At 63.3% G+C, this 24,992-nt stretch carries 20 protein-coding genes and 5 tRNA genes; 12 read left to right on the top strand and 13 right to left on the bottom strand.

Going from position 1 to position 24,992, the window contains the following annotated elements:
• Positions 1–50 precede the first annotated feature (50 nt).
• From U0O11_RS01525 to U0O11_RS01475, 11 genes are all read right to left on the bottom strand, one after another.
• The gene (locus U0O11_RS01525) at positions 51–1,334 is read right to left on the bottom strand and encodes a YeaH/YhbH family protein (RefSeq protein WP_043334759.1); all 1,284 of its coding nucleotides are present in this window, start codon (positions 1,332–1,334) and stop codon (positions 51–53) included.
• Positions 1,335–1,431: 97 nt separating this feature from the next.
• Positions 1,432–3,354, bottom strand: coding sequence for a PrkA family serine protein kinase (locus tag U0O11_RS01520; protein ID WP_043334761.1), 1,923 nt, complete (start codon positions 3,352–3,354; stop codon positions 1,432–1,434).
• A gap of 703 nt (positions 3,355–4,057) precedes the next feature.
• A complete protein-coding gene (locus U0O11_RS01515) occupies positions 4,058–5,143 on the bottom strand; it encodes a threonine aldolase family protein (protein ID WP_303569190.1) in 1,086 nt (361 codons plus the stop codon).
• A 199-nt stretch (positions 5,144–5,342) separates the two neighbouring features.
• Complete coding sequence (locus tag U0O11_RS01510) at positions 5,343–6,416, bottom strand: 1-aminocyclopropane-1-carboxylate deaminase/D-cysteine desulfhydrase (RefSeq protein ID WP_324691258.1); 1,074 nt, start codon at positions 6,414–6,416, stop codon at positions 5,343–5,345.
• 203 nt (positions 6,417–6,619) lie between these two features.
• Positions 6,620–8,647 carry an NADPH-dependent 2,4-dienoyl-CoA reductase gene (locus U0O11_RS01505; protein ID WP_324691255.1) on the bottom strand — a complete coding sequence of 676 codons (2,028 nt, stop codon included), beginning with the start codon at positions 8,645–8,647 and terminating at the stop codon, positions 6,620–6,622.
• A 493-nt stretch (positions 8,648–9,140) separates the two neighbouring features.
• A tRNA-Asp gene (locus U0O11_RS01500) sits at positions 9,141–9,217 on the bottom strand.
• Between the two features lie 4 nt (positions 9,218–9,221).
• Positions 9,222–9,298 (bottom strand) — tRNA-Val (locus U0O11_RS01495).
• A gap of 49 nt (positions 9,299–9,347) precedes the next feature.
• Positions 9,348–9,424 (bottom strand) — tRNA-Asp (locus U0O11_RS01490).
• Positions 9,425–9,465: 41 nt separating this feature from the next.
• Positions 9,466–9,542: transfer RNA gene (locus U0O11_RS01485), tRNA-Asp, on the bottom strand.
• A 78-nt stretch (positions 9,543–9,620) separates the two neighbouring features.
• Positions 9,621–9,696, bottom strand: a tRNA-Val gene (locus tag U0O11_RS01480).
• A 216-nt stretch (positions 9,697–9,912) separates the two neighbouring features.
• The gene (locus U0O11_RS01475; RefSeq protein ID WP_324691254.1) at positions 9,913–10,779 is read right to left on the bottom strand and encodes an alpha/beta family hydrolase; all 867 of its coding nucleotides are present in this window, start codon (positions 10,777–10,779) and stop codon (positions 9,913–9,915) included.
• A gap of 321 nt (positions 10,780–11,100) precedes the next feature.
• Between U0O11_RS01475 and U0O11_RS01470 the strand changes: the two genes are divergently transcribed.
• The 4 genes from U0O11_RS01470 to fnr all read left to right on the top strand — a co-directional run bounded on the left by U0O11_RS01470 (position 11,101) and on the right by fnr (position 14,547).
• Positions 11,101–12,591: a cbb3-type cytochrome c oxidase subunit I gene (locus tag U0O11_RS01470; protein ID WP_324691253.1), complete on the top strand. Its 1,491-nt coding sequence runs from the start codon at positions 11,101–11,103 to the stop codon at positions 12,589–12,591.
• Positions 12,588–13,205: a cbb3-type cytochrome c oxidase subunit II gene (locus U0O11_RS01465; RefSeq protein ID WP_052384483.1), complete on the top strand. Its 618-nt coding sequence runs from the start codon at positions 12,588–12,590 to the stop codon at positions 13,203–13,205. Before U0O11_RS01470 ends, U0O11_RS01465 begins: the two co-directional genes overlap by 4 nt.
• A 25-nt stretch (positions 13,206–13,230) precedes the next feature.
• Complete coding sequence (locus U0O11_RS01460) at positions 13,231–13,509, top strand: hypothetical protein (protein ID WP_192838652.1); 279 nt, start codon at positions 13,231–13,233, stop codon at positions 13,507–13,509.
• 288 nt (positions 13,510–13,797) lie between these two features.
• Positions 13,798–14,547, top strand: coding sequence for a fumarate/nitrate reduction transcriptional regulator Fnr (gene fnr / locus U0O11_RS01455; protein ID WP_043333190.1), 750 nt, complete (start codon positions 13,798–13,800; stop codon positions 14,545–14,547).
• A gap of 242 nt (positions 14,548–14,789) precedes the next feature.
• On the opposite strand, the gene U0O11_RS01450 is transcribed toward fnr, so the two are convergent.
• Positions 14,790–17,288, bottom strand: coding sequence for a fatty acid cis/trans isomerase (locus U0O11_RS01450; RefSeq protein WP_324691248.1), 2,499 nt, complete (start codon positions 17,286–17,288; stop codon positions 14,790–14,792).
• A gap of 269 nt (positions 17,289–17,557) precedes the next feature.
• On the opposite strand from U0O11_RS01450, the gene bufA2 reads away from it, so the two are divergent.
• The 8 genes from bufA2 to U0O11_RS01410 all read left to right on the top strand — a co-directional run bounded on the left by bufA2 (position 17,558) and on the right by U0O11_RS01410 (position 24,147).
• On the top strand, positions 17,558–17,824 hold the full coding sequence (gene bufA2 / locus U0O11_RS01445; protein WP_197738697.1) for a BufA2 family periplasmic bufferin-type metallophore: 267 nt from the start codon (positions 17,558–17,560) through the stop codon (positions 17,822–17,824).
• Between the two features lie 206 nt (positions 17,825–18,030).
• On the top strand, positions 18,031–18,975 hold the full coding sequence (bufB, locus tag U0O11_RS01440) for an MNIO family bufferin maturase (RefSeq protein ID WP_324691246.1): 945 nt from the start codon (positions 18,031–18,033) through the stop codon (positions 18,973–18,975).
• Positions 18,972–19,808, top strand: coding sequence for a DNA-binding domain-containing protein (locus U0O11_RS01435; RefSeq protein ID WP_324691244.1), 837 nt, complete (start codon positions 18,972–18,974; stop codon positions 19,806–19,808). Before bufB ends, U0O11_RS01435 begins: the two co-directional genes overlap by 4 nt.
• 119 nt (positions 19,809–19,927) lie before the next feature.
• Positions 19,928–20,866, top strand: a complete 939-nt coding sequence (locus U0O11_RS01430) for a pseudouridine synthase (RefSeq protein WP_324691242.1) — start codon at positions 19,928–19,930, stop codon at positions 20,864–20,866.
• Between the two features lie 200 nt (positions 20,867–21,066).
• Positions 21,067–21,951, top strand: coding sequence for a tRNA cyclic N6-threonylcarbamoyladenosine(37) synthase TcdA (tcdA, locus tag U0O11_RS01425; protein WP_324692481.1), 885 nt, complete (start codon positions 21,067–21,069; stop codon positions 21,949–21,951).
• A gap of 73 nt (positions 21,952–22,024) precedes the next feature.
• Positions 22,025–22,282 (top strand): DUF1653 domain-containing protein, encoded by a 258-nt coding sequence (locus U0O11_RS01420; RefSeq protein ID WP_225996526.1) that lies wholly within the window; start codon positions 22,025–22,027, stop codon positions 22,280–22,282.
• A gap of 221 nt (positions 22,283–22,503) precedes the next feature.
• The gene (gene purE, locus U0O11_RS01415; protein WP_043333193.1) at positions 22,504–23,022 is read left to right on the top strand and encodes a 5-(carboxyamino)imidazole ribonucleotide mutase; all 519 of its coding nucleotides are present in this window, start codon (positions 22,504–22,506) and stop codon (positions 23,020–23,022) included.
• Between the two features lie 3 nt (positions 23,023–23,025).
• Positions 23,026–24,147 carry a 5-(carboxyamino)imidazole ribonucleotide synthase gene (locus U0O11_RS01410; RefSeq protein WP_324691240.1) on the top strand — a complete coding sequence of 374 codons (1,122 nt, stop codon included), beginning with the start codon at positions 23,026–23,028 and terminating at the stop codon, positions 24,145–24,147.
• A 92-nt stretch (positions 24,148–24,239) separates the two neighbouring features.
• On the opposite strand, the gene bfr is transcribed toward U0O11_RS01410, so the two are convergent.
• Complete coding sequence (gene bfr / locus U0O11_RS01405) at positions 24,240–24,719, bottom strand: bacterioferritin (protein WP_043333195.1); 480 nt, start codon at positions 24,717–24,719, stop codon at positions 24,240–24,242.
• Positions 24,720–24,992 lie beyond the last annotated feature (273 nt).

Raw genomic sequence — 24,992 nt, 5'->3', positions numbered from 1 at the left:
CATGAGGCCTCCTGGCCCGGCGCAACTGCCGGGCACGTCGCATGATGTGATCAGGCGCTGATGCGGCGCTTGAACAGCTCGCGGAATACCGGGTAGATATCGCCTGCCTCGACGATCTGCTGCATGGCAAAGCGTTCCGGAAATTCCGCCTCGACCCGCTCGTACTCCTCCCATAGCGCCTGATGGGCATGCGGCGTGATCTCCACATAGGCGTAGTACTGCAGGCGCGGCATCAGCTTCTTGATCATCAGTTCGCGACAGTTGGTGGAATCGTCGTCCCAGTTGTCGCCATCCGAGGCCTGCGCCACGTAGAGATTCCACTCACCGGCCGGATAGCGCGATTCGATCACCTCATCGAGCAGCGTGAGGGCACTGGACACGATGGTGCCGCCGGTCTCGCGGGAGTAGAAGAACTCCTCCTCGTCGACTTCCTTGGCAGCGGTGTGGTGACGGATGAAGACCAGCTCGACCTTCTCGTAGTTGCGCTCCAGGAACAGATACAGCAACAGGAAGAAACGCTTGCCGATGTCCTTGTGCGCCTGGGTCATCGACCCCGAGACATCCATCACGCAGAACATCACCGCCTTGTTGGACGGCATCGGCTGATTGATGAGGTGGTTGTAGCGCAGATCATAGGTATCGAGGAACGGCACCGCCTTGAGGCGCGCCTCGAGCCGCTCGATTTCCGCCTTGAGTTCACTGATGCGCACCTTGTTGCGCAGCACCGGGTCCTTGCGCTCCTCCTGCTCCAGCGCTTCGACAGCCTCCTTCAGCGCCCGCTTGATCGGGGAACGCATCGCGATGCGCCGCGCCTGTGCCGAGCGCATCGAGCGCACGATGTTGATACGTGCCGGTGTGCCGTCACGCGCGATCCCCGCGCGCACCGGCCGCACCTCCTCCATGTCCGCGATCTGCTTGCGCTCCAGATGCGGCAGTTCCAGCCCGTCGAAGACGAACTCGAGAAATTCCTCACGCGACAGGGTGAAGGCAAAGTCATCTTCCCCCTCGCCCTGGTTGGAGGCCTGGCCCTCGCCACTGCCGCCCCCCCCACCACCGCCGCTGGGACGGCGCATGCGGTCCCCTTCGACAAATTCCTTGTTGCCGGGATTGATCACACGCCGCTTGCCGCCCTGCCCGTGCTGGAAGACCGGCTCGGAAATGTCACGCGTCGGAATGGAGACTTCCTCGCCGCGCTCCATGTCGGTGATGGAGCGCCGATTGACGGCATCCTCCACCGCCCGCTTGATATGACTGCGATAGCGCCGAATGAAGCGCTGTCGATTCACTGCACTCTTGTTGCGTGCATTGCTGCGTCGATCAATGAAATAACTCATTCGCCCTCCTTGCCGGCCCCGCCCTCAGCGGATGGCCGGATGGCAAGTGCCGGCGGCAATCGTGCCCGCCGGCAGGCCTGTCGTCAGTCGGCAGGGCTTACTGCGACTTGCGTACGCGCAGATACCATTCGGACAACAGGCGCACCTGCTTCTCGGTGTAGCCGCGATCCACCATGCGCGCCACGAAGTCCTCGTGCTTGCGCTGGTCGGATGCCGAGGCCTTGGCATTGAAGGAGATGACCGGCAGCAGCTCTTCAGTATTGGCGAACATCTTCTTCTCGATCACCGCACGCAGCTTCTCGTAGGACTGCCAGCTCGGGTTGGTACCGTTGTTCTGCGCCCGTGCGCGCAGCACGAAGTTGACCACCTCGTGACGGAAATCCTTCGGATTGGAGATGCCCGCGGGCTTCTCGATCTTCTCCAGCTCCTCGTTGAGTGACTGACGGTCCAGCAGTTCGCCGGTCTCGGGATCGCGATACTCCTGCTCCTGGATCCAGAAGTCGGCATAGGTCACATAGCGATCGAAGATGTTCTGCCCATACTCGGAATAGGACTCGAGATAGGCGGTCTGGATCTCCTTGCCGATGAAATCGACGTAGCGGGGCGCCAGGTATTCCTTGATATAGCGCAGGTAGCGCTCGTGGGTTTCCTTGGGCAACTGCTCCTGATCGAGGCGCTGCTCCAGCACGTAGAGCAGATGGACCGGATTGGCCGCGACCTCACTGGCATCGAAGTTGAAGACCTTGGAGAGAATCTTGAAGGCAAAGCGTGTCGAGAGCCCATCCATCCCCTCGTCGACACCGGCGCTGTCGCGGTATTCCTGGATCGACTTGGCGCGCGGATCGGTATCCTTGAGGTTCTCGCCATCATAGATGCGCATCTTCGAGTAGACGCTGGAATTCTCCGGCTCACGCAGACGCGACAGCACGATGAACTGGGACAGCATGCGCAGCGTATCCGGGGCACAGGGCGCCTGATTCAGCGACGAATGCTCCAGCAGCTTGGCGTAGATCTTGACCTCCTCGGAGGCGCGCAGGCAATAAGGCACCTTGACGATGTAGACGCGATCGAGGAAGGCCTCATTGTTGCGATTGTTGCGGAATGCCTGCCACTCGCTCTCGTTGGAGTGCGCCAGCACCACGCCATCGAAGGGAATCGCGCCCATGCCTTCCGTCGGATTGTAATTGCCCTCCTGAGTCGCAGTCAGCAGCGGGTGCAGCACCTTGATCGGCGCCTTGAACATCTCGACGAATTCCATCAGCCCCTGGTTGGCCTTGCACAGCCCGCCGGAGAAGCTGTAGGCATCCGGGTCGTCCTGGGCATAGAGCTCCAGCTGACGGATATCGACCTTGCCGACCAGCGCGGAAATGTCCTGGTTATTGTCATCGCCCGGCTCGGTCTTGGAGATACCGATCTGATTGAGGCGCGAGGGATAGAGCTTGACCACGCGGAACTTGCTGATATCACCGCCATATTCCTTGAGGCGCTTGGCGGCCCACGGTGACATGGCACTGCGCATGCAGCGCTGGGGAATGCCGTACTCCTTCTCGATCAGCTCGCCATCTTCCTCCGGCGAGAACAGCCCCAGCGGAGACTCGAAGACCGGCGAGCCCTTGATGGCATAGAAGGGAATCTGCTCCATCAGCAGCTTGAGACGCTCCGCCAGAGACGACTTGCCGCCGCCCACCGGGCCGAGCAGATACAGGATCTGCTTGCGCTCCTCCAGTCCCTGCGCCGCATGCCGGAAGTAGGAAACGATCTGCTCGATAGCCTCTTCCATGCCATAGAACTCGGCAAAGCTTGGATAACGGCGGATCAGCTTGTTGGAAAAGATACGGGAAAGACTGGGGTCCTTGGCGGTATCGATGACCTCCGGTTCACCGATGGCCGCCAGCATGCGCTCGGCAGCGCTGGCGTAGGCAGTAGTGTCCTGCCGGCACAACTCCAGGTACTCCTGGAGACTCATCTCTTCTTGCTGAATCCGCTCGTAGCGGCTCTGCACGTGATCGAAGATGCTCATGGAAGCCTCCTTGTCGCGACATCAGTCGCTGGGACCATCGCCGGGCCCACTCAGGTAAGACCGCAAAATTCGTTCGTCCGCTCAGCCTGAAAAGCGTACGCAGGACGACTGCCTCGGCGTGTTTATCAGCATAGGTCGATATAGGGTGCTGGTGTCCAATACAGTGAATGAATGCATTCAACGAACTTTCCGCCGGCGGAGCCAGTTCTGCCAAGCACCGCAGGATCTACGGCAGCCAGTGGGTCAGCAGACACTACGATGGCGCCTGAACGCCCCTGACAACGCGTTGAAGAAAGCTTCGAAAGACGCGAAAACTCGACCAATGCTTCTGCTGTCGCGGGTGATTCACTCATGTCATGTTGCACCGCAGCACACCTTGAGCATAGGAACAGACTGACGGTTGACGCCAGTCACTCTCACGCCCAGGCGATGCTGCACACCAGCCCACCAAGCAAGAATATCCGCGCCCACACTTCACACCCGACCATCCCCGCCATGCTTCACGCAGCCTCCTGACTCACCACAAAGACCATGAAAACAACGACTGGCGACGAAGTGGCTACCAACCTGATCAGACTCTTGCCTCAGTCACGCATGACGTTGACAAGACCGGACAACAGGCCACAAAAAAATCCCCACCGCCGGGGCGATGGGGATCTCGAGGGAGGCGCTCACGCCTTCGGGACTGCCTGAATCAAGAGGCTCACAGCACGTCGCGAATATCCTTGAGCAGGGCGTCGAGCAACTCGGTGGTGGTATTCCAGGAGCAGACGAAGCGCGCGCCACCCGCACCGATGAAGGTATAGAAGGTCCAGCCACGCTCACGCAGTGCCGCCAGCACATGCTCGGGGAAGCTGGCGAACACGCTGTTGGCCTCGCTGGGGAACAGCAGCTCGATGCCCTCCAGCGCCTCGAGACGCTCGGCCAGATACTGCGCCATGCCGTTTGCATGGCGGGCGTTGTTCAGCCAGACATCATTTTCCAGCAGCCCCATCCAGGGCGCCGCGATGAAGCGCATCTTGGAGGCCAGCTGACCGGCCTGCTTGCAGCGGTAATCGAAATCGCGTGCCAGCTTGCGATCGAAGAAGATCACCGCCTCCCCCATGGCCAGACCATTCTTGGTGCCGGAGAAGCACAGCACGTCCACGCCCGCCTTCCAGGTCAGCTCAGCTGGCGAGACACCCAGCGCGGCGCAGGCATTGGCGAAACGGGCGCCATCCATATGGATCTGCAGATCATGACGGTCCGCCACTTCACGAATCGCCTGCAGCTCTTCCAGGCTGTAGACGGTGCCGACCTCGGTGCACTGGGTCAGGGAGATCACGCGCGGACGCGGATAGTGGATATCGCTGCGCTTGGTGACCAGCTGCTCGATGCCTTCCGGCGTCAGCTTGCCGTTGGGGCCCGGCGCGTTGAGCAACTTGGAACCGTTGGAGAAGAACTCCGGCCCACCGCATTCATCGGTCTCAATATGGGCCAGTTCGTGGCAGATGACGCTGTGGTAGGACTGGCACAGGTGGGCCAGCGACAGGGAGTTGGCGGCGGTGCCATTGAAGACGAAGAACACCTCGCACTCGGTCTCGAACAGCTGACGGAAGCTGTCGGTGACCTGCTGTGTCCAGCGGTCATTGCCGTAGGCGAGATCGTCATCACGATTGGCCTGCATCATGTACGCCATCGCCTCGGGACAGATACCGGACGTGTTGTCACTGGCCAGAAAGCGTGAAGTGCACGCTTCATCGGCAGCAGAGGTCGCAGCGGGGGTCGGGGCAATGGCGTCAGTCGTCATGGGGATTTCCAGAGCGGGACAGGGGATCACCCTGTCCGGTGAAACAGACACGGCTCCCGGATGGCAGGAGCCGCTGCAGAAACTCCATCATAACAGCGCTGCACGCCGCCGCCAGTGGCAGGTAAATGCTGCACGCAAGCCACAGGATGGCGCCTCACAGAAGGGGACGAGCCAGATGACACTCACCTCGCCAGCACCCTCAGATGGCCTGCAACGCCGGATAACCTCGCCGCCCCTGCAAGCCCCCGCTGTGCAGCACGCGAATGCGCGTACCGCGTGCGATCAGACCATTGGCCAGATGATGCGCCAGCGCTGCAAAAAGCTTGGCGGTGTAGACCGGCTCCACCGCAACGCCGGTCTCGGCCTCGAAGCGCTGAATGAACTGGATCAACCAGTCAGGCGCCTTGGCAAAGCCGCCGGCCTGCGCTCCCAGCCACAGGCCCCACTCCGGCGTCTTCTGCTGGCTGCCACCACTCTCTGCCAGCAGGCGACGCACACGATGATAGAGCTGATCGCCATGATTCATGGTCGGCACCCCGATGACCCGCAGCCCATCGCGCTCGCCCAGCGCACTCAGCACTCCGGCAAGCGTCGTGCCGCTGCCACAGGCCAGCAGCAACAGCTGCGGCGCAGATTCGCCCGGCACCGGCTCGGCCAGCGCCTGAGCCAACGGTGCCAGCCCGGCGACGCCTTCCACGCAACCGCCACCCTCGGGAATCCATACCCCCTCGCCATGGCGCCTGGCAAAATCAGGCTGGTCACGCTGCCGGTACTCGGCTCGCGAGACGAAACTCAAGCGCATGCCATTGTCGCGCGCATCGGCGAGCGTGGGCGTCAGCGGCGCTTCGGGATGCCCGCGCACCAGGCCATGCGTATCGATGCCCAATCTGGCGCCCGCCGCCGCCAGCGCATGCAGATGGTTCGACCATCCACCCCCACAGCTGATGATGCCCCGCTTCTCGCTCAACGCCCTGGCCAGCGGCAGGCGCAACTTCCAGGCCTTGTTGCCGGAAATCTCGCTATCCAGCGTGTCGGCGCGCAGGCACTCGACGATCACACCGGCCTCATCGGCCAGCGGCCACGCCAGGCGCTCGACCGCTGGCGGCGTGAAGAGATCCAGCAGGCTGTCCAGTGTCTCGGCTACCGGCGGGGAGGCGGCCAGCGATGATGAAGTCCGAGCATCCTCCCTGTGAGGCGGCAAAGGACTGTCCTCGGTGTCCGGCATCAGAGCCTCAGCGGTGGCATGGCGTGAGGCGGCAGCGTGCGGTGACATGAGCAGATCCCATCGTGGCGGCAAGGTAGAGATCAGAGCGCATCGAGCCGCTGGCGCGGCGCCCGAGGCAAACTCTGAAGACGACAAAGCCACCACGGAGGCACATGCAGCAAAGGCACGGCGTCCGCGGTGGCTTCCATCAGTCTAGGCAGTGGTCAGGCTCAGCTCAACGCTGAATATCCCCATGCGTGATCGCGGTCAACTCAAAGGGCAGCGGCCGCCATGGTGCCCTGCGCGATCGCGCGCTTGGCATCCAGCTCTGCCGCCTTGTCGGCGCCACCGATGATATGCAGCTCCACCCCCGCCGCCTCCAGAGGCGCCTTGAGTTCCAGCACCGAATCCTGCCCGGCGCACAGCACGATGCTGTCCAGCGCCAGATGCTGCTCTTCGCCATTGAGGCTGACAGTCAGGCCTTCACTGTCGATCGAGCGATACTCACAGCCGGCAACCATCTTGACGCCACGCTGCTTGAGGGTCGCGCGATGCACCCAGCCAGTGGTCTTGCCCAGCCCCTTGCCGGGCTTGGAGGTCTTGCGCTGCAGCAGCCACACCTCACGAGGCGCCTGCGGCACCACGGGTGCCTTGAGGCCGCCAGGCGTGCTGACCGAGAGATCCACCCCCCACTCTTCGCACCACAGTTCACCATCCAGCGAGGGCGACGGCTCGACGTGAGTCATCAGCTCCGCGACATCGAAGCCGATCCCGCCCGCCCCGATCAATGCCACGCGACGCCCGACCCGCTCCGGCGCACTGATCGCCTCGGCATAGCTGAGCACCTGACCCCGCTCGATACCGGCTTCGACACCCTCGATATCCGGCGTCCGCGCCTTCACGCCCGAGGCCAGAATCACGGCATCGAATTCCGCCAGCATCTCGGCGGTGGCGCGAGTATTGAGGCGCACCTCGACCCCACAACGCACCAGCTTCTCGTTGAAGTAACGCAGTGTCTCGTCGAACTCTTCCTTGCCGGGAATACGACGCGCGAAATTGAACTGGCCCCCCACCTCGGACTGCGCCTCGAACAGCACCACCACGTGACCACGCTCGGCCGCCGTCACGGCGGCAGACAGTCCCGCAGGCCCTGCGCCCACCACTGCCACGCGGCGCTCATGTCGCGCAGGCTCGATCACCATCTCGGTTTCATGGCAGGCACGCGGATTGACCAGACACGAGGTCAGCTTCATCTGGAAGGTGTGATCGAGACACGCCTGATTGCAGGCGATGCAGGTATTGATGATGGCAGCATCGTCCGCTCTGGCCTTGCTGACCCATTGCGGGTCCGCCAGGAACGGTCGCGCCATCGACACCATGTCGGCATGGCCCTCGGCCAGCACCGACTCGGCAACCTCGGGCATGTTGATGCGATTGGTGGTGATCAGCGGCAGGCTGAGTTCCTGCTTCATGCGCTGGGTCAGCCCGGTGAAGACAGCGCGCGGCACGCTGGTGACGATGGTCGGCACACGCGCCTCATGCCAGCCGATGCCGGTATTGATCAGGCTCGCCCCTGCCACCTCGATGGCCTTGCCGAGCGCGACCACTTCCTCCCAGGTGCTGCCCTCATCGACCAGATCCAGCATCGAGAGGCGATAGATGATCAGGAAGTCCTCGCCCAGCGCGGCACGGATACCGGCGACGACCTCCACCGCCAGGCGGATGCGATTCTCGAAGCTGCCACCATACTCATCCTCGCGCTGATTGGTGCGCCGACAGATGAACTGGTTGATGAAATAGCCTTCCGAGCCCATCACCTCGACGCCGTCATAGCCGGCCTCGCGGGCCAGGCTGGCGCAGCGCACGTAGTCGGCGATCTGCTCCTTGACCTCTGACGTGCTCAGCGCGCGTGGCGTGAAGGGGTTGATCGGCGCCTGAATCGCCGAGGGCGCGACCTGATCCGGCGAGTAGGCATAGCGCCCTGCATGCAGAATCTGCAGACAGATGCGCCCATCCTCGGCGTGCACCGCCTCGGTGACCTCGCGATGGTGCTCCGCCTCTTCCGGGGTGGTCAGCTTCGCGGCCCCCTGCATGACAGCCCCTTCCGCGTTCGGAGCGATACCGCCCGTGACGATCAGCGCCACCCCATGGCGTGCACGCTCACGATAGAACGCCGCCAGGCGCGCGAAGCCATTGGGAGTCTCCTCAAGCCCCGTGTGCATAGAGCCCATCAGCACACGGTTCTTGAGCGTGATGTGGCCCAACGTCAGCGGACGGAAGATATTCGGATAGGCAGTCATTGCGGTCTCTCCTTGGCTGTCTCGAGCACCTCGGACAATCATTGTTATATCGCGCCGCCGCCACTCTCATCAGCAACACTCACTCAGTCATGGTCATCAGTAACAGGTTGTCAGGACATCAACGACTGATGATAGATGGCAAACGGTCGTATGAAACGAGTGATCCCAGTGTAGAGCATCGCGCCATGGGCTCAATACTCCCAAAGGCCACATTGCGAATGACATCAGTGACGACAACAGAGAGGTGAGCAACCGCGCAGGACACCCATCAACGGAAATGAACGAAATGTCGTGATGTGCCCAGGGAAGACCGACAAGCCTGGAACATGACCAGGTCGAGAAGAGAGAAGAGAAAAGAGAAAAGAGAAAGGAAGAGGAAAGAGGCAAGAACAGGAGGCAAGCGGGCCGGGCCAGTACTGAAGACTTTCCGACAGCCAGAAACGCAAAAACCCGAGCTCGAAAGCTCGGGTTTCACGAATTCTATGAGATCGAATGGCGGACCGGACGGGACTCGAACCCGCGACCTCCGGCGTGACAGGCCGGCATTCTAACCAACTGAACTACCGGTCCGCATTGGTGGGTGATACTGGATTCGAACCAGTGACCCCAAGCATGTGAAGCTTGTGCTCTAACCAACTGAGCTAATCACCCAACACAAACGATCTTTGCTGCAAGCAGCGGTGATATCTCGCGATTCTGATGGCGGACCGGACGGGACTCGAACCCGCGACCTCCGGCGTGACAGGCCGGCATTCTAACCAACTGAACTACCGGTCCACTTCAGAACAACTCAACATCGGGCGCATGACAAACGAGAATGGCGGACCGGACGGGACTCGAACCCGCGACCTCCGGCGTGACAGGCCGGCATTCTAACCAACTGAACTACCGGTCCACGACAATCGCTTGCTTCTGCTAACGAACCAGGCCATTTAATCAAGTAACGCTTTGAAAAGCAATGACTTTTTTCAAATGGTGGGTGGTACTGGGTTCGAACCAGTGACCCCCAGCTTGTAAGGCTGGTGCTCTACCAACTGAGCTAACCACCCCTGTCTCGTTGGCGCTGCATTCTACGGAATCCGGCCCATGAGTCAATACTTTTTTTACGCGCAATTTCAGCAATCGTCCGCGACAGAGTATTGATAAGACAGGACTTTCCCGCTGCATCTCGCCTGCAGGCCAGTAAACATCAGCGTTGCGTCATCATTCTGACATGCCGTTGTCGCCACCGAAGGCCAGGGTAATGCCCCTCGCATGGTAACGATTCACTGCCGTTTTCCGCCCAGCGCCGAGTGATTGGCCAAGGCCTGCGCCGCACGCGAAATCAGTCCTTCACGCGTCTCGCCACTCGCTTTTCGTGGCTTGAAATCATGTTCGCCATCATTCAGCCAATGCAATGTCAGGCTTTCCGGCAACGGATATGCCGTCACTTCCTCGCGAGTTCCGAAGGGATCGCGGCTGCCCTGACAGATTACACCGGCCATCGGGATATCCGGCAGATGGTCGATGCGCAACTTGTCGGGCTTGCCCGTGGGATGAAATGGATAGCCCAGCGCGTACCACCCGACCGGCAACGGCGCATGCGCCGCCCGGGTCAATTCCACCAGCAGATGGGAGGCCACACGACTACCCATCGACTTGCCGCCGACCAGCCAGGGCAACGATCGCAAGGAGTCGACGGCCGCCATACACGCCATCAGCGCCTGACACCAGCGCGCCATCTCCTCGATCAGCCCGGGCAGCCGGGGCGGCGGTCGGCGGCGGCTTTCGCAGCGCATCCTGACGAGATAGCCGAAATCGAATGCCAGCCACGCCATGTCCTGCATCAGGCAGGCAGCGCCGAACTGTTGATGGAAGTCGGTCTCACGCCCGGCACCGGCACCATGCGCATGCAACAGCAGGGCACGCCCCGGTCGCCCATGGATCTCAAGCGGGCCCCGTTCCGCCAACCAGCCTCGCCACGGCCCTCGCGCCGCCAGCGCGTCGTGGGACATGGTCTGGCGAGCAGCAAGCTCCGAGGCGACATCGGCCAGGCTGGCGACACGAAAGCCTTCCTCGGCGTAAGGGCTGGGAACCTCAGCCGTATTGGACGCATTGGCATCTTCGTCCGATGATGAAGTGACGGCGGGCAAGCGAAATTCTCCTGTTGATCTCGTACGGCTCGCGCCAGACAACGCTGGAACCGATGAGGGGTAAACGCTGCATTCCAGCGCGAGGGATGGCCTGTCAGTCGGTCATGGTCGCGCGTGATATCGGTCAGCGCCAGCCCTGCTGCCCTGACAGGGGCGTCGATGACCTGGCCGCTCCCACAGCGCCGCTTCCAGCACCGTCACCACCAGCACTGCGCTTTCGCCCACTGCCGACGAGGTCGTGATATGCGTACAGCTCTTGAGGCTTCGGCCTGTCATCCCCGCGTTAACCATAATCATCACGTAAGCCATGATTTCGCTCGCATGGCCGTCATCTGGGGCCTGCTCAGCCTCTGTCTGGCGGTGTGGCTCAACCTCATCTGGCTATGGCCATCGCTGGGGCCGGAGGTGGCCTGGCTGAGCTACGGCCGCCTCGCGCCCCTGCAACATCACCTGCTGCTCTACGGTCTGGGCGGCTCGGCAGTGATCGCCGGCGGCTACTCCATCGCCATGCACAGTGTCCTGCAACGCGAATCACGCACGGACGCCGAGACGGCGATAGCGGATATCGCACTGCCCCCCTTCACGCTCAAGTTGATGCATTTCACCTTCCTCGGCTGGCAGGCCGTGGTCGCGCTCGGCGCACTGGCGATTGTCGCAGGCTACTCCTCGGGCCAGTACATGGCCGAAGCGCCCTGGCTCGTCGATCTCCTGATGACCCTCGTCTGGCTGGCCGTGGCGTGGGGCTTCTTCACAATGCTGGAACAGCGCACGCTGCGCCGCCTGCCGGTGGCCTGCTGGTACTTCATCGCCGTCCTGATGCTGGTGCTGATACAGCATGTGTTGATCTCGCTCAGCGTGCCGATCGACCTGCTGGAATCGATACCGCTCTTCACGGGCAGCCTCGAGGCACTGATTCAGCGCTGGCAGGCCGGGCCACTCCCCGGTGGCATGTTCGCATTCGGCCTCATTGCCTTGCTCCATCACACGGTGACGAGCCGCTCGCGGCTGGCGCTCTACTCGCACCGGCTGGCGACCACCAGCTTCTGGATGCTGGTGCTGCTGGTGACATGGGGAGGCGCTCCACTGCTGTTCGCGAGCGCCCTGCCGGCCTGGAGCCAGACACTGGGCATGGCGATGGGCCTCCTGCTGCTGGCGCCGGGGCTGGCACTCAGCCTCAATGGCCTGATGACACTCAAGGAGGATTGGCACTCATTGCGCCGGGATCCGCTTAACTGCCTGGTGGCGGCAGCTCTGGTCAGCTTCGCCCTGGCGGTACTTGAGTACAGCCTGCTGTCATTGCCAACACTCAACGCCCTGACCTTCAGTGCCGCCAACAGCCTGTCGCCGGCAGCAAGCCTGGGGGTGGTCGCGACAGTCGCCATCGTGATGGCCTACCACCTGCTGCCCCCGATGCGCTCCCTCGCGCTGCTCAAGACGCACGCCCTGCTGGCCATCATCGGCACCCTGCTGTGCGTTGCCGCCAGCTGGGCCACCACGCTGCTTCAAGGCAGCATGTGGCATGTGCTGGCAGATGGCGGCAGGCCGCTATACACCTTGAGCGAGGTGCTGGAAGTGGCCCGCATGCCGATGATGATCTCGCTGGGCGGGCTCGCCTGCTGGGCGCTCGGCTTGCTGCTGATGCTCCTCAACGTGACGCGCACCCTGGCTGATCAAAAGAGCGAACGCCAAGCCGCTCACGAGCGACAACGCCTGAACTCCGGCTCGCACAAGGCATCATCAGAACCTGCCATGCACTCTGCGTCCCCCTCTACCACGCCCCCTGCCACATCCTCGGGAGGGCACTACGCATGAGACATGTCCTGCTCGAACGTCACGCCGGCCTGATGACGGCACTGTGCCTGCTCACCATGAGCCTCGGCGCCCTCGCCCAGCTGGTGCCGCTCGGGGCTCACCCCAGTCTCGCCAGCGCACCCGAAGACCTCAAACCGCTGAGCGCCCTGGCGCTGGAGGGCCAGCGCATCTACCAACGCGAGGGCTGTCAGCAGTGCCACACACGCATGGTGCGCGATCTACCGGGCGACACGGCGCGCCACGGTGATGCGACGACCGCCCGGGAGCGCTATTACGACCGCCCTTCGCTGTGGGGCGTCGAGCGCTGGGGGACGGATTTGAGCAAGCTGCCTGCGCAGCATGACGATGCCTGGCAGCGCCTGCATCTGCATGACCCGCGCAGTCAGGTGCCGGGCTCAGCGATGCCCGCCTACCCGTGGCTGTTCGAGCGGGCGTTGAGCGGTGAAGGCATCGCGGCACGCATGCGAGCCCTGCAAGGCCTGGGCGTGCCCTACGCGGAAGACGAGATTCTCGCCGCCCCCAATGACGTGCGTGGCACTGCCGAAATCACGGCGCTGCTCGCCTACCTGCAGCAGGCCGCCCCCGCGAGCGACATCGCCAGCCGTGGCCCATGACAGGACACCGCTCAGGAGACACGACATGAATCTGCTGGAGACAACTGGACTCCCCCTGTTCTGGAATCTCTGGGTGCTGGCCCTCACGCTGGGCAGCCTGGTGCTGTTCGCCATGCTGGCCCTGGGCAGCCTTTCGCGCGCTGCAAGCGCTGACAGCGACGAGCGCGAAGGCGATGGCCCCATGCAGGAACATCGCATCAACGGCGTACGTCAGCCTGACACACCAGCGCCACGTGCCTGGGGCATACTGGCACTGGCGACGCTGGCCGCCGCACTGATCCTGCTGCTCGGCGCAGCTGGCTGAGGCAGGTCGTCGCGGTATGGTCATGCGGCGCCAACCAGGCCTAAAGTTCACACACCTTGCAACGCCCATGGGTTGGGCAGGATAATGAATTAATAAAATCTAATATTATGGCGTCACGAAATTGCACCGCATTAGCCGATGAGCGCTCAGACTCTGGTCGCTCGAATCACATCGGCTGAACAGGGTAGCGGCGGGCGACAAGGCCCCGCCCCACCGTTCGTTGCGCCCGAAAGCCCCCTCCGCTGCCCTGCCCCAGGGGTAGCGGTGACATTCCTCAGGAGAGTCACCATGACGGCCAATGCACAGGCATCACACCGCTTGCGCGCCCATGAAGCCCGCTGCCAGACCTGTTCGCTGAGTTCACTGTGCCTGCCACTGGCACTGAACATGGAAGATATCGACCAGTTTGACGCCATCATCCGCCGTCGCGCGCCACTCAGAAAAGGGGAAGTACTCTTCACCCAGGGCGATGCCTTCGATTGCGTCTTCACGGTGCGCTCCGGAAGTCTCAAGCAGATCACCAATGAAAACAGCGGCATGGAGCAGCTGACCGGCTTCTACCTGCCCAGCGAGCTGGCCGGGCTGGATGCCATCGACAGCAATTGCTATCCCGGCACTGCGGTGGCGCTGGAAACCACCACCGTCTGCGAGATTCCCTTCGACCGCCTCAATGCGCTCTCGGAGCAGATGCCGGAGCTGAGAACCCAGCTGTTCAAGAGCCTGAGCAAGGAGTTGCACGAAGATCGCCGCATGATGATGCTGCTGTCGCGCAAGACAGCCGATGAGCGACTGGCGAGCTTCCTGGTCAACCTGTCACAGCGCTTCCGTCGCCGTGGCTATTCGCCGTACAGCTTCCGCCTCTCGATGGCACGCGCCGATATCGGCAACTATCTGGGGCTGGCCGTCGAAACAATCAGTCGTATCCTGACCCGCTTCCAGACCCAGGGGCTGGTCGACATTCGTGCCCGCGAGGTGCATATCCTGCATCTGGATGGCCTGATCGAACTGGCCGAAGGCGAGTGTCAGGGCGGTCGCTGATGACGCCTGCTGACAGCACATCACGCTGAGCGACACTGCGCTGATCCGCCGCCAGGGCGCCATGTCGGCACCACACAAGACAGAAGCCCGCCACGCAATTTGCGTGGCGGGCTTCTTCTTTCTGTCAGGCCAGTCGTCAGTCGTCCTGACAACCCTGACAGCCCTGACAACCCTGACAGTCCTGACAACCCTGACAGTCATGACAACAGGGCTTGTCTCGGCCGCTCAAGCTTCGCTGGCGATCAGCGGTTCTCGAGGCGGTTATAGTCCAGCAGGCCCGCTTCGACAGGGCGATCAGCATAGTTGGTGCGCAGCACGCTGTCGGAGAACTCCCAGAAGCGCGGGTCAGTCCGGCGCACCCCGATATCGGCCTGCAGGGCGCGATAGTCCTCTTCGGTCTCGAGTGCCGCCACACGCTCTGCCAGCCCCGTCAGGGTGTCAGGCGTCAAACGCCAGAAGGCATTCGGGTAATCGCCCGCCACGCCCCGCAAGACATCGAGAGTGTCTTCCTCAGGACGGCGATTTTCCTCCTCATCGAACAGACTGGTGATGTTGGCGTGGGCGGAATTGCGCAGCACGCTGTAAAGGCGCGGCGAGTCATCAGTGCCATCCTCCAGCGCGACGATCGTCACCTCCGGCATCAGGCTGGCCGAGACTCCCTGCACCGCAGCGAGGGCCTGCAGCTCATGTCGCACATGCTCATCCTCGACATTGCTCAGGCTGCGCTCATGACCGAGTTCCGGTGCGAGGCGCTCCTGCATGCGCCGCATCAGACCAAGGCGAGCCTGGTTCGGGGATGACAGCTCCTGCGGTGTCCAGACGATGCCACTGGGCGCATCGAACTGCGGTGGCTTCTTGAACAGCAGCTCGCCAAGGCCGGGGCTGACGTCGCGATACCAGCTGTCATGCACCGCCTGGCGCTCACCTGCCGGCAACAGCACCAGCAGGTTGTTCTCGCCTTCCATGCGCAGGAAGTCCATGTACAGACGGGTGACCAGCTGATGGCCGAGATTGCCGTAGACATCGAAGCCGGCGACCAGCAGATAGTGGATGCGCTCCAGCATCGGGTAATCGATGATCCAGCCCGTCTTGGGCACGCCACCGACCAGCCCCTTCATCACCGCCGCATTGTCGAAGTGACGATAGATGGTCAGGGCCGCGTTGGGGTTACGCCCCTGGCCGGGGCCCTCGGTCCAGCCGCTGCCGTCCCACAGCACTCGCTCATCCAGGCGCAGATCGCCATCGAGATAGGCCTGGGACATCAGGCGCTGCTTGGCCTTGAGGTAGGCGGTCTGCTTGCTCTCGAACTTGACCCAGGAGCGGATCGGCAACGCATTGCTGCTCTGCTCGGCGGGCAGGCTGAGATTCTTCCCTTCCTCGGCCAGGGTGCGTTCCACTTCCGGGTGACTGAACATCTTCGGGTCAGTGAAGCCGACCCAGAAGTGATCATTGATCACATCCACCGCGACCTGCCCGCGACAGACCGGCCCCTTGATGAAGCCCATGATGGTGTTCTGCGACTCATCCAGCATGAAGCGATAGCGTGACTCGGCCGGAATGGCCTCGAAGGTCAGGAAAGGATTCGAGGCCGTCTTGAGGTCGTAATCCGGCAGGTCATCCACCGGGTAATCCGGTGTCAGGAACAGCGCCCGCCAGCGCTTGAAGCGAGCATCATCGAGCGCATAGGGCAGATGACTCTTGGCCAGGATCGTCGCGCGCTCCTGCCACAGACGGTAATAGACCCGCGGGCGCCCGGCGTCATCGTGGGGCATGCTCGCGCGCTCACCGGCGGTGTAGGAGGCATAGGGTGCATCGTAGGGGCGGCGCGTGGAGATGCGCTTGATCGGCTCGCCCGGCGGGGTGCTGGAACGCACCAGCTTGAAGAAGATCGGCCGGCCGTCCGCGCCCTTGATGCCCGGGAAATACACATGGCTCAGGAAGAGATGCTCGTAGATATAGCGATTCATCAGGCGTTGCTTGAGGCTGTCGCCATTGAAGAAGCGCTCGGCCTGCTCGATGTGCGGCATCAGCGCCTGGGGCAGCGGTGCCGGACCGGTCATCGCACCGCCCTTGGCCAGCCAGTTCACCAGCGTGCGGTGCTCTTCATCGCTGACCTGTGGCAGGGCGTAGGGCATGCCCCAGTCAGGATGGTCTTCGGCGAACTTGTCGTAGCCCTCGACGGGGGCACACACCTGACTGCGATTGAGCGACAGGTCGAAGCGGTCTTCCGGCAGCAGGCCATCTTCCGTCACCGGCAGCGGCGCCTTGCGCTTCTGGCTGAGCGCACGGAACAGCACACTGCCCTCCAGATTGGCGGCCGGAGAGTCAAAGCGCTCATTGAGCACCGGCGAGAAGTCCATGCTGCGCCACTGCTCGGTGGTGTCCGCGTCCTCGAACATGCGCGTCAGATTGGCCGCCAGCAGGCGCGTGCCATCGTAGACCGGCGCCGGATTCATGCCGCGATCGATCCCCGCGGCCGATGACATCTTGAGCTGACAGGGAGCGTCGTAGCAGCCATGACAGACCACGCAGCGCGTCTCGATCACCGGCTTGACCTCATCCTCCCACTGGCGCCCGGCAAGACTGTCGTGTGACACCACCCGCTCACGCGGTGACGCGGGGCCGAAACGCTCATCGAGCTGATGAATCGCGACGGCACTGCAGCCCCCCAACAGTAGAACGAGCACGATGCTCCAGCGCCAGCGCGGTATGCGCCATAGGCGTCGAAGAAGGTCCGGCATGGGGAGCTCCAGCAAGAGGAAGGGATATCGGCAATCAAATACATGATTGCGAAAGCCTACCATAAGCAGGCTCACGAATTCGGCAAGGCTGCACTTCCAAGCATAGTGAACAATGATGTCAGATTTTTTTGTCTCTTCCGCATCCAATCTTGTTTTGGCGGCGTATGACTTCATGACCCGTCTAGACGAGCTGTCTGACGCAAGCGGGTGCCACGATGTTCCTGATCCATAATTCAAAAAATACGGGCCCTGCCCGATAGGAAGCCATCATGACCATGAAGAAGACCGTTACTGCTGCCACCTTCGCCGCCGCTGCCGCCGCACTGTTCTCCACGGCCGCCCTGACCTCGTTGCCGGTGCACGCCGGTGACAATGCCGTGAAGTGCTCCGGCATCAACTCCTGCAAGGGCACCTCCGAATGTGCGACTGCCAACAGCGCCTGCAAGGGCCACAACGCCTGCAAGGGCCAGGGCTGGTCGTACACTGCCAGCGCTGAATCCTGTGTCGGCGAAGGTGGTACTGTCGTCGAGGGTTGATCCTCAGGCATCAGATGCGCCTGCTGAGGCAGGCGCATCTGGCGAATTCCCGACGGGAGGACGGCACACCGTCCTCCCGTTCCTGATTCTGGGTCTGGCTCTGTTTCTTCCTGGGCCCCCTGGCGGGTGTCTTTCAGCCCTCCTGACTCGCCATCTGCCTCGCCCTTTTCCGCACCCTCTGCCTTAGCTCAGAAGAGGACTCACGCATGACGACAGCTGTCACCTCTCCCCTGCCCACGCCCGCCAGCGCCGGCATTGGTCAGGGGCTGGGCCTGCGCCCCGAGTACTACCACGAGATTCTGACGACGCTGCCGGACATCGACTGGTTCGAGGCCATCAGCGAGAACTACATGGGCCACGGCGCCAGCGACTCCGGTGGTCTGAGTGCCGGTGGCAAGCCACTTCATCACCTCGAGCGAGTCCGCGAGCACTACCCCATCGCCTTGCATGGCGTCTCGCTGTCCATCGGTGGCAGCCATCCCATCGACAGCCGTTACCTTCGCGAGCTGCGCGCCTTGTGTGAGCGCATCGAACCGCTGTGGGTCTCCGATCACCTGTGCTGGACGCGCACCGGCGCGCATCAGTTCCACGACCTGCTGCCGCTGCCCTATACCGATGCCACCATCGACCATCTGGCCGAACGCATCGATCAGGTCCAGAACGCGCTCGGCCGTCAGTTATTGCTGGAAAATGTCTCCAGCTATCTGACCTGGCGCCCTGACGAGATGAGCGAATGGGAGTTTCTGGCCGAGGTCAGCCGCCGCGCCGACTGCCTGATCCTGCTCGACCTGAACAACGTCATCGTCTCGAGCCACAATCATGGCTTCGACCCGCTGACCTATCTGGACGCCATGCCGGCAGAGCGCGTCTGGCAGCACCACCTGGCCGGGCATATCCGGCAGGAAGTCTCCGGCGGCGAGCTGTGCATCGACACCCATGACCAGCCCGTCCCGGACGCCGTGTGGACGCTGTATGACGCCGCACGGGAGCGCTTCGGCGATGTCGCCACCATGATCGAGCGCGACGACAGCTTCCCGCCCTGGTCGGAATTGATGCAGGAGTACGCCGAGCTGCGCCGCCGCAGTGGTCGTCCGCTGACGGATGCCGCGCGCGCGAATCAGACGCCAGACCACGGAGGGCTGCGCGCATGACGCAAGCGAGCCCCGCAGGCGGTGCTGATCGCAGCGCCCTGATGCAACTGCAGGAGACCACGGGCGCCTACCTCGCGACGCCGAGCCCTGACACCCGCAGCGCAGCGGCCGAGGCCGTCATCAGTGATCAGCTTGCCAGCGCCGAGGAGCGCCTCGACATCTACGCGATGGCCTATCGGCTGCGGCTTTTCGAGGTCTTCGGCGGGGATTTCGAGGCCGTTCACACCCTGATCGGCGATGACGCCTTCGGGCTGCTGTGTCGTGACTACCTCGCGGCCCACCCGCCGAGTCATTATTCGATTCGCTGGGCAGGCCAGCATTTCCCGGCCTTCGTCGCGGCGCGCGAACCCGAGCGCTCCCTGGTCACCGAGATGGCCGCCTTCGAGTGGGCATTGGGGCTGGCGCTGGATGTGGTGGACAGCGCCCCGCTGAGTGTCGAGTCCCTGCAGACGCTGGCCCCTGATGAGTGGCCCGAGCTGGCCCTGGCAGCGCATCCGTCCCTCAAGCGCTTCTCGTTCCACTTCGATACGCCGGCCATCTGGAAGGCCATCGACAACGATGAGCCGCCACGCGCACCGGTCGAGTCCGACACGCCCACGCCCTGGATCGTCTGGCGCCAGCCCACCGCTGGCGCGCCCGAGGTGCACTATCGCTCTCTCGAGCCGCTGGAGGACCAGGCTCTCGGCGCCATCCTCGCGGCCGGAGACGAGGGCCTGAGCTTCGGCCGGCTCGGTGAGCTGCTGACGCCGCAGGTGGGGGCAGAGCAAGCCCCGGGCGTGGCGATCAACCTGCTGGTGCAGTGGCTCGCCGCCGGTCTGCTGATCAGGCCCTGACATAGGCATCCGCACGCCCGACGCCACAGCGGACATGACAGCCAGCGGCGAAAGCCGGACAATACACGCCGACCCTCATTGCGATGGTCGGCTTTCGTCTTCCTGCTGCCGTGATGCCCATGCCCTCTTCTCCTGATGCTCCGCACTCCGACGCGCCGACGGCGCCTCAGACATCTGCGCCGATGGCGGACGCCACGCCCACGCCTCTCGAGGCCAAGTCTGCTGAGGTGACTGAGCCGGCCGAGCCGGTTGAGCTGACTGAACCCGCCGAGCCACTCGACATCCTGTTCCAGGATGAAGTGCTGGTGGTGGTTCACAAGCCATCGGGCCTGCTGGTGCACCGCAGCCCCATCGACAAGCACGAGACCGAGTTTCTGCTTCAGCGCCTGCGCGACCAGATCGGCCAGCATGTCTTCCCCGTGCATCGCCTCGATCGCCCCACATCAGGGCTGATGGTGTTCGGCCTCTCACCCCAGGCGGCGCGCAAGCTGAGCACCGCCTTCGAGGAGCAGCAGGTCAGCAAGCGCTATCTGGCGATAGTGCGCGGCGTCGCGCCCGAGCAGCAACGCCTCGATTACAGCCTGCGCAAGGAAGATGGCAAGCTGCCCAAGGCCGAGATGCCGGAGCAGGAAGCCATCACCGACACGCGCCGCCTGGCACAGGTCGAGCTGCCCATCGCCATCGATCGCTATCCGCAGTCGCGCTTCTCGCTGGTCGAGGCCCGTCCGCTGACCGGCCGCCGCCACCAGATTCGCCGTCACCTGTCACGCCGTGGCTACCCGATCATCGGCGACGCCAAGCACGGCAAGGGCAACTACAATCGCTACTTCGCCACGACACTGGAATGCCCCCGCCTGCTGCTGGCGGCTGTCGGGCTCGAGCTCCCCCATCCCGAGGGCGGCTGGCTGAGCCTGTCGTGTCCGCCAGAAGGTGCCTACGCGGCACTGATGGAGCGCTTCGGCTGGCTGGGCCATCTGCCCGAGCGCTACGCTGAACATCTGGCAGAGCGCCCGATCAGACACTGGCTCGATGCGACCGCCGACGACCCGGCTGACTGAGCGCGTCCCTGCCGACTGCCACCCGTTCCCCCGAGATTCGCGAGCTGCGCATGACCACCTCTTCCGACACCCCGGACTCGACCGACATGAGCCCAGAACAGCAGAGCCCTGAAAATAAAAGCTCTGAAGAACAGAGCCCTGACCGCAAGCCCTCAGGCGAGCCGTCGCCCCACGACAGCACGCCCTCCGCCAGCGAACGAATGCTGGAGAGCTTCTTTGCGGCCGGCGCTGCCAGTCAGGCCCCCGCAGAAGACGACTACGACTTCCGCTTCGGCGGCATCCGCCGCCTCTACGGTGCCAGCGCCTTCGCCCACTTCCGCCACGCGCATGTCGCGGTGATCGGGGTCGGCGGCGTCGGCAGCTGGAGCGCCGAGGCGCTGGCTCGCTCCGGCATCGGCGAGATGACGCTGATCGATCTCGATGATGTCTGCGTGTCCAACGTCAATCGGCAGCTGCATGCGCTGGATGGCCAGATCGGCCGTCCCAAGGTCGAGGTACTGGCCGAGCGCTGCCAGCTGATCGCGCCGCAGATGAAGATCCACGCCATCTCGGCCTTCGTCACGCCGGACAATCTCGCCGAGCTGATCCACGACGACCTCGATCACGTCATCGACGCCATCGATAGCGTGCCCGCCAAGACAGCGCTGATCGCCTGGTGCAAGCGGCGCAAGCTGGGCCTGACCGTGACGGGCGGCGCCGGTGGCCAGCTCGACCCGACGCGCATCCAGATCGGTGATCTCGCTCGCACCGAGCAGGACCCGCTGTTGGCGCGCGTTCGCTCACTGCTGCGTCGCGACTACAATTTCAGTCGCAACCTGAAGCGCCGATTCGATGTCGAGTGCGTCTATTCCGACGAGCAGCTGACCTACCCCGGCGCCGACGGCGAGGTGTGTGCCACCAAGCCCGGCGACAGCGCCACGCGCCTGGATTGCGCTGGCGGCTTCGGCGCGGCCACCTTCGTCACCGGCAGCTTCGGCTTCACCGCCGCTGCCCGCGCGCTGGCGCGCATCGCACGCCGCGGTGCCAAGGCCACGCCTGTCGCTGATGACACCTCTGTGGCTGATGCGCCGAACGCTGCCGACTGATACGCCTGCTTCTCGCTGTTGGCTTCACCGCTTCTTGCTTCTCGCTTTTGGCTTCACCCTCAAGGAAATCGCCATGACTGACCTGCCTGCCATGCCACCGCTGCCGGAAAATCGTCCCGTGCCGGGCCTCTACCGCCACTACAAGGGCGCGCAGTACGAAGTGATCGGCACCAGTCGCCACAGCGAGACCGAAGAGCTGCTGGTGGTCTATCGTGCTCTTTATGGTGAATGTGGGCTGTGGGTGCGTCCGCTGAGCATGTTCATGGAGAACGTCGAGATCCAGGGCGAGCCGGTGCCACGCTTCGCGCTTGTCTCGGCGTGGTCCTGCTGATCCGCGGCCTTGCCGCACCCACATCCTGACCGACCAGACAGGTACATGCCGCCTGTCGGTCGCGGTGCTATACTGCGCCGCTTGTTTTTCCAGACATACGCATTGAGCCGCTTGCGGGCATGATCTGCCCGCGCGGCTCGGCCACGCCCACACAGCGCACCGCCCGGCACGTCTGGCAGGCACTGTGAGCTGGTTCATACCACGTCAAGAGCGGAGGAAGCATGAGCGCACTGGTTGGTGTCATCATGGGATCAAAATCGGATTGGGCGACCATGTGCCATACGGTCGAAACCCTGGAAGCGCTGGGGATCGAACACGAGGTCAAGGTCGTCTCTGCCCATCGCACGCCCGACCTGCTGTTCGACTATGCCGATACCGCTGCCGAGCGTGGCCTTGAGGTCATCATCGCCGGTGCCGGTGGCGCGGCGCATCTGCCGGGCATGTGTGCCGCCAAGACCTGGCTGCCGGTGCTGGGCGTGCCGGTGCAGTCCAGCATGCTGTCAGGTGTCGATTCCCTGCTCTCCATCGTGCAGATGCCCGCCGGCATCCCCACCGGCACACTGGCCATCGGCCGCGCCGGTGCCGTGAATGCCGCGCTGCTGGCCGCCAGCCAGCTGGCCAACAAGTACCCGGCCATCCGCACCGCGCTGATCAACTTCCGTGCCGAGCAGACCGACCGTGTGCTCGACAATCCGGACCCGCGCCCCGACGCACCCAGCCTGTCCCACGGAGGCGAGTAAGCCATGAGCCAGCCGTTCCGCTTCGGTATCGTCGGCGGCGGTCAGCTGGGCCGCATGTTGGCTCAGGCCGGCGCCGCCCTGAATGCCCGCTTCACCTTCCTTGATCCTTCGGATTCGCCCTGCGGTCGCGTCCACGGTCATCATCTCTGCGCCGATTGGCAGGATGATGCGGCTCTGACGCAGCTGGTGGCGGCGTCTGACGCCATCACCTTCGAATTCGAGAACGTGCCGGCGGACGCCGTCGCGCGTCTGGCGGCCGAGCGCCCGACCTTCCCGCCGGCTGGCGCCCTGGATACCGCGCGTGACCGCTGGAGCGAGAAGTCGCTGTTCATGCGTCTGGGCATCGAGGTGCCACCGCTGGCGCTGGTCGACAGCCAAGCGGACCTTGAAGCGGGCGTCGCGACCATCGGTCTGCCCGCCGTGCTCAAGACACGTACGCTGGGCTATGACGGCAAGGGCCAGAAGGTGCTGCGCGAAATGGCCGACGTCGCCGACACCTTCGCCGAACTCGGTAGCGTGCCGCTGATCCTGGAAGGCTTCATCGCCTTCGATCACGAAGTCTCGGTGATCGCGGTACGCGGTCGCGATGGCGAGACACGCGCCTGGCCGCTGTCGCGCAATGAACATCGCAACGGCATCCTGCACTGCTCCACGCCGCTCGACTCCCACGGCCTGCAGGCCGAAGCCGAGGCGGCTGCCTTCAAGGTGATGCACGAACTCGACTATGTCGGCGTGATGGCCTTCGAGTTCTTCGTCGTCAAGGACGCCGATGGCAGCGAGCGCCTGCTGGCCAACGAGATCGCACCGCGTGTGCACAACTCGGGTCACTGGAGCATCGAAGGCGCCGTCACCAGCCAGTTCGAGAATCACCTGCGTGCCGTCGCCGGCATGCCGCTAGGCGAGACCGCACTGCTCACGCCCTGCGCGATGCTCAACATCATCGGCCGCATGCCGGAACGTGACGCCGTGCTCGCCACCCCCGGCGCGCGTCTGCACGACTACGGCAAGGCGCCGCGTGCGGGGCGCAAGATCGGCCACATCACGGTTCTGGCCGCCGACAAGGCGAGCCTCGACGCCCGCATCGCGGCTGTCGAAGCGCTGCTGGTCAATGAACTGGGCAAGTAAGCCGGTTCTGCGCCACTGAAGACAAAACGCCCCCGCTGCCATCGGCAGCGGGGGCGTTTTCGTTTGGCACGGCTCAGCGAGCCGCCACGGAATCAGTCGATCTCGTGGTGGATCTGCTTCTGCAGGTAGAGCTCGATGCCGACCTTCTCGATCAGGCCCAGCTCGGTCTCCAGGTGATCGATGTGCTCTTCCTCGTCGTCGAGGATCTTGCGGAACAGATCACGCGAGGTGTAATCGCGAACCTGCTCGGCGTAGGCGATCGCTTCCTTCAGATCGCCATGTGCCTGGTGCTCCAGCGCCAGATCGCACTCGAGCATTTCCTTGGTGTTCTCGCCGATGCGCAGCTTGCCGAGGTCCTGCAGGTTGGGCAGACCTTCCAGGAACAGGATGCGCTCGATCAGGGTGTCGGCGTGACGCATCTCTTCGATGGACTCGTCGTATTCCCACTTGGCCAGGCGCTTGAGGCCCCAGTCCTTATACATGCGTGCATGCAGGAAGTACTGATTGATGGCGACCAGTTCGTTGGCCAGTATGGTATTGAGATGCTCGATGATCTTGGGATCGCCTTTCATGTCGCCATTCCTCTCTTGTCAGGGTTGCTGCTTGCGTCAGGTTCTCTGCTGCGCCTGATGACGGCATGCATCAGCCGCAGCGCGGGCACGTCAGGCGTGCCCTATCGGTCAGGTGCGGCAAGTATGGCGCAAAAACATGAATTTTTCGAGACATACCAACAAGTTGTCGACTTTTAGGCGCAAATGGGAAAGATTGGTATCCGCGTTGTCATGTGGCGACCGACACCGGATTGCCTGGCGCCCATACGAAAACGCCCGCCGCCCGGTCTTGAG

The sequence above is a fragment of the Cobetia sp. D5 genome (assembly GCF_035666195.1).
GTDB lineage: Bacteria > Pseudomonadota > Gammaproteobacteria > Pseudomonadales > Halomonadaceae > Cobetia > Cobetia amphilecti.
This window is presented reverse-complemented; position numbering and strand designations above follow the sequence as displayed.

Coding starts and splice junctions, on each gene's coding strand:
- U0O11_RS01525 (WP_043334759.1), bottom strand. CDS start 1,334: ATGAGTTATTTCATTGATCGACGCAGCAATGCACGCAACAAGAGTGCA.
- U0O11_RS01520 (WP_043334761.1), bottom strand. CDS start 3,354: ATGAGCATCTTCGATCACGTGCAGAGCCGCTACGAGCGGATTCAGCAA.
- U0O11_RS01515 (WP_303569190.1), bottom strand. CDS start 5,143: ATGACGACTGACGCCATTGCCCCGACCCCCGCTGCGACCTCTGCTGCC.
- U0O11_RS01510 (WP_324691258.1), bottom strand. CDS start 6,416: ATGTCACCGCACGCTGCCGCCTCACGCCATGCCACCGCTGAGGCTCTG.
- U0O11_RS01505 (WP_324691255.1), bottom strand. CDS start 8,647: ATGACTGCCTATCCGAATATCTTCCGTCCGCTGACGTTGGGCCACATC.
- U0O11_RS01470 (WP_324691253.1), top strand. CDS start 11,101: ATGGCCGTCATCTGGGGCCTGCTCAGCCTCTGTCTGGCGGTGTGGCTC.
- U0O11_RS01465 (WP_052384483.1), top strand. CDS start 12,588: ATGAGACATGTCCTGCTCGAACGTCACGCCGGCCTGATGACGGCACTG.
- U0O11_RS01460 (WP_192838652.1), top strand. CDS start 13,231: ATGAATCTGCTGGAGACAACTGGACTCCCCCTGTTCTGGAATCTCTGG.
- fnr (WP_043333190.1), top strand. CDS start 13,798: ATGACGGCCAATGCACAGGCATCACACCGCTTGCGCGCCCATGAAGCC.
- U0O11_RS01450 (WP_324691248.1), bottom strand. CDS start 17,288: ATGCCGGACCTTCTTCGACGCCTATGGCGCATACCGCGCTGGCGCTGG.
- bufA2 (WP_197738697.1), top strand. CDS start 17,558: ATGACCATGAAGAAGACCGTTACTGCTGCCACCTTCGCCGCCGCTGCC.
- bufB (WP_324691246.1), top strand. CDS start 18,031: ATGACGACAGCTGTCACCTCTCCCCTGCCCACGCCCGCCAGCGCCGGC.
- U0O11_RS01435 (WP_324691244.1), top strand. CDS start 18,972: ATGACGCAAGCGAGCCCCGCAGGCGGTGCTGATCGCAGCGCCCTGATG.
- U0O11_RS01430 (WP_324691242.1), top strand. CDS start 19,928: ATGCCCTCTTCTCCTGATGCTCCGCACTCCGACGCGCCGACGGCGCCT.
- tcdA (WP_324692481.1), top strand. CDS start 21,067: ATGCTGGAGAGCTTCTTTGCGGCCGGCGCTGCCAGTCAGGCCCCCGCA.
- U0O11_RS01420 (WP_225996526.1), top strand. CDS start 22,025: ATGACTGACCTGCCTGCCATGCCACCGCTGCCGGAAAATCGTCCCGTG.
- purE (WP_043333193.1), top strand. CDS start 22,504: ATGAGCGCACTGGTTGGTGTCATCATGGGATCAAAATCGGATTGGGCG.
- U0O11_RS01410 (WP_324691240.1), top strand. CDS start 23,026: ATGAGCCAGCCGTTCCGCTTCGGTATCGTCGGCGGCGGTCAGCTGGGC.
- bfr (WP_043333195.1), bottom strand. CDS start 24,719: ATGAAAGGCGATCCCAAGATCATCGAGCATCTCAATACCATACTGGCC.